This is a genomic window from Actinomadura sp. KC06 (assembly GCF_004348735.1).
Taxonomy (GTDB): Bacteria; Actinomycetota; Actinomycetes; order Streptosporangiales; family Streptosporangiaceae; genus Spirillospora.
Map to the genome: position 1 here is coordinate 1 of NZ_SMKT01000328.1, position 3,636 is coordinate 3,636.

Genomic DNA, 3,636 nt, shown 5'->3' on the forward strand with positions numbered 1-3,636 from the left:
AGATGTGTATAAGAGACAGCCCGCGGCAGGCCCCGCCGCCGTCGGCTCGTCCACAGGCTGTGGACAACGGGTTGCCGCTGGCGAAGCCACCGGTCCGGAAGATGGCGAAGGACCTCGGGATCGACCTCGCGACGATCACCGGCTCCGGCCCGCAGGGCTCGATCACCCGCGACGACGTACTCGCCGCTCAGTCCGGCGCGGCGCCGGCCGTGCCCGCGCAGGCGGGGGCGCGCGAGGAGCGGATGCCGGTCAAGGGCGTCCGTAAGGCGACCGCGGCGGCGATGTCCGGTTCGGCGTTCACCGCGCCGCACGTCACCGAGTTCCTCCAGGTGGACGTGACCCGGACGATGGAGACCGTGAAACGCCTCCGGGAGCTGCCCGAGTTCGCGGACGTGAAGGTCTCCCCGCTGCTGCTGGTGGCGCGGGCGCTGCTCACGGCCGTGGCGCGGAACCCGCAGGTCAACTCCACCTGGGTGGACGGCCCGTCCGGCGCGGAGATCGTCGTCAAGCGGTACGTGAACCTGGGGATCGCGGCCGCCACCGAGCGGGGGCTGATCGTCCCGAAGGTGAAGGAGGCGCAGGACCTCGACCTGCCGGGACTGGCCCGCGCGCTGCAAGAGCTGACGGAGAAGGCGCGGGCGGGCAAGGCGTCCCCGGCCGACCTGTCCGACGGGACGATCACGATCACGAACGTCGGCGTGTTCGGGGTGGACTCCGGGACCCCGATCCTCACCCCGGGCGAGGCCGCGATCCTGGCGTTCGGCCAGATCCGCGACATGCCGTGGGTGCACGAGGGCGAGCTGGCGATCCGGAAGGTCACCACGCTGTCATTGTCGTTCGACCACCGGATCGTGGACGGCGAGCTGGGGTCGCGGGTCCTCCGCGACGTCGGCGCCATGCTGGAGGACCCCGTCCGCATGCTGGCCTGGGGCTGAGCGAGAGAGTCAGAGGGCCGGTGCCGCGCACGCCGCGGCACCGGCCCTTGCCGTTTCGGATGTTCAGGGGCGGGGCGGGTTGTCCCCGTCGTACATGCGCTCGTCACGCTGTTTCGATTGGAACCGCGGCCCGCGCTGCTGCATGCGGGACATCATCAGCAACTGGAGCAGGAACGTCGCCCCGCCGACAATGATCAAGATGACGCCGATGATGTGGATGTCCACCGGGTCGGTCATCGCATCCGGCTTGATCGCGAACTTCAGGATCAGCCCGAGCGTGATCGTGAAAACACTGACACCGAGACCCATCGATGACCTCCGCCAGACGATCCGTGTGCGTGCTCTTTAACTATCCGTTCAGATCGTCCATCACACGTCACGCGATCGGCAATGACCCACGGGCGGCGTCCGGCGTGGACGGTGTTCTATTGGCAACATTCTCACTATGTGTAATTAGTCGCTCACTATCAGGATAGGGAGGCCGGTGGGCGCGGACTTGACCAGCGCTCGGGAGGAGACAGCCGTCATGCGAATCACCCACCGACCCGTCATTGCCCTGGGGGCCTTGGTCATCGCCGCTGCCGCAGCCGTGGGGCCCGCCGCCGGCGCCGAAGCACGATCTGGGACGAACACGTCCAGCACGGTCGCCGCCGGCAGCCTGTACGCCTGGGAGAGCGCGCATCCGAGCGGGCCGCCCGACATGATCTTCGAGGGCGTCGGCTGCAGGAACACCGGCGGCCGCTACAACGCCTGGCGGGCCTTCGAGCGGGGAACCGCCGAGGTGTGGGCGCTCTTCGACGGCCCGCACTGCGACGGATTCATCGCGATCGTCAACCCGCGGCCGGAGCCGCAGGCCGTTCCCGGTATCGAATCCGTCCAGCGGTTGCGCTGACGGGGCGTCCGCGCCTACGAGACGGGGACCCTGTCGAACTTGCCGAAGGGTCCCGCGTCGAAGACGACGGACGTGACGTTCCCCGACGGGGCGGGCAGGTAGACGAATCCGCGCACGGGCTGGTTCGCGGCGGTGCGGAACACGGCGCGTCCGGGGTCGACGTAGGCGCTGGGGCTGTTCGGCGTCCTGGGGCCGACGCGGACGGCGCGGTACACGTCCTTGCCGCCCGTGAGCTGGATGGAGAAGGACGTGAACACGCCGCCGGGGTAGTCCGCGTGCGCGTAGGAGGCGTCTTGCGGGGTGGCTCCGGGGCCTTCGTTGACGATCTCGAACACGGCGACGATGTAGGCGCCGTCCCGGTAGAACGGCTTGACGTCCATGCGCCGTTTCGCGGCGCCGAAGTTCGCAGAGCGGCTGGCGACCGTCTTCCCGTCCTGCGCACGGAACGCCGCCGTTGCGGGCACCGTCCCCGACCCTCCAGTCGCGCCGGGCCCGCCTGTTGCACCAGGCCCGCCTGGCACGCCGGGTGTGTCTGCCGGTGACTGTTTGACCTGGTAGGAGATCTCGACGCGGCGGTTCCGGGCGCGGGCCGTGGCGTCGCTCGCGCCGCCCTCCCTGGCGACCGGCTCCGTCTCGCCCTTGCCGCGCGCGGTGAAGGTGAACCCGCTCCTGAGCCGCGTCTTCAACTCCTTCATCACTGCGTCGGCGCGCTGCTGCGATAGTTTGAGATTCTGCGGATCGTCGCCCTTGGTGTCGGTGTGCCCGGCGAGGGTCACCGGGCCGGTGGCCTTCGCCTTGATCTGCTGCGCGGCCTCGTCCAGGACGGCCTTCGCGCGGTTCGACAATTTCGCCGAGCCGGAGCCGAACAGCACGTCGGCGCGCAGGTCGACCGTCATGTTCGAGCCACTGGACGCGACGTCCCTGGTCTCGCTCTCGGTGATGTCGTACAGATCGACGGGATTGCCGCCCGCGCCGGGCCCCGGCGGCGTGGCCCCAGGAGGCGGCGTGTTTCCGGTGGACGGCGTCGTCCCAGGAGAGCGCGAAGTCTGGTTCGGAGCCGGAGTCGGCGACAACGGCGACGGCGCGTGAGCCGCGTACGGATCGAACCCGCCGGACGGCGTCGACGACGGCCCCGCGGCCAGCCCGCCCGGCTCCCCGAACCCTCCTGACGGCGGCGAGAACCCGGGTGGGGGCGAGAACCCGGGAGGCGGGGAGAAACCAGGCGGAGGCGAGAAGCCGGGCGGCGGCGAGAAATCAGGCGGTGACGAAAAGCCGCCGGACGGCACGGAACCACCCGGCGTGGACGAGCCGCTCCCCACCGGAATCCCCGTGAACTCGCCCGCCGTCCCCGGCGTGATCACGGTGAGCTTCTGCACATCCGGCGGGAGCGACGGGTACTCGGCCGCCATCTCGCGGGTCGCGTTCGGCGCGAACGCGGCCCCGCTCGTCGACCCGGTGGGCTTGTAGAGCTTGCGCCCGACCGGGTCGAGCAGCTCGATGGCGAACGGGACGGACTTCGTGGCCGAGTCCAGCGACGTCACGGTGTAGCGCAGCACCGCCTTGGCGGCCTGCCGTTCGACGCCCTTGAGCTCGACGCGCGCGTGCAGGCCGTCCGCGCTCCCGAACCAGCCCTCCTTCGCGAACCCCTTGGTGGCGGGCGAACCGTCCAGGCCGACCGTCGGCGGATCGCTCATCTCCGCCTTGCCGGCGTCGGCGCAGCCGGCGATCAGGACGAGCCCGGTGAAAGAGACGGCGAAAGGCAGAGCGCGCATCGGTCATCCGGTCAGGGGGAGGGGCCAGGGGGAGCCG

The 3,636-nt window shown here is 70.3% G+C and carries 4 protein-coding genes; 2 read left to right on the forward strand and 2 right to left on the reverse strand.

Annotated features, from left to right (window positions below):
- On the forward strand, positions 1-935 hold a 935-nt coding region (locus E1287_RS42445), incomplete at its 5' end, for a dihydrolipoamide acetyltransferase family protein (RefSeq protein ID WP_131971682.1).
- 63 nt (positions 936-998) lie between these two features.
- On the opposite strand, the gene E1287_RS42450 is transcribed toward E1287_RS42445, so the two are convergent.
- Positions 999-1,265 (reverse strand): DUF6458 family protein, encoded by a 267-nt coding sequence (locus E1287_RS42450; RefSeq protein WP_279508698.1) that lies wholly within the window; start codon positions 1,263-1,265, stop codon positions 999-1,001.
- A 196-nt stretch (positions 1,266-1,461) separates the two neighbouring features.
- Between E1287_RS42450 and E1287_RS42455 the strand changes: the two genes are divergently transcribed.
- On the forward strand, positions 1,462-1,827 hold the full coding sequence (locus E1287_RS42455; RefSeq protein ID WP_131971686.1) for a hypothetical protein: 366 nt from the start codon (positions 1,462-1,464) through the stop codon (positions 1,825-1,827).
- A gap of 14 nt (positions 1,828-1,841) precedes the next feature.
- Here E1287_RS42455 and E1287_RS42460 read toward each other — a convergent pair whose 3' ends face one another.
- The gene (locus E1287_RS42460) at positions 1,842-3,599 is read right to left on the reverse strand and encodes an OmpA family protein (RefSeq protein ID WP_131971688.1); all 1,758 of its coding nucleotides are present in this window, start codon (positions 3,597-3,599) and stop codon (positions 1,842-1,844) included.
- Positions 3,600-3,636 lie beyond the last annotated feature (37 nt).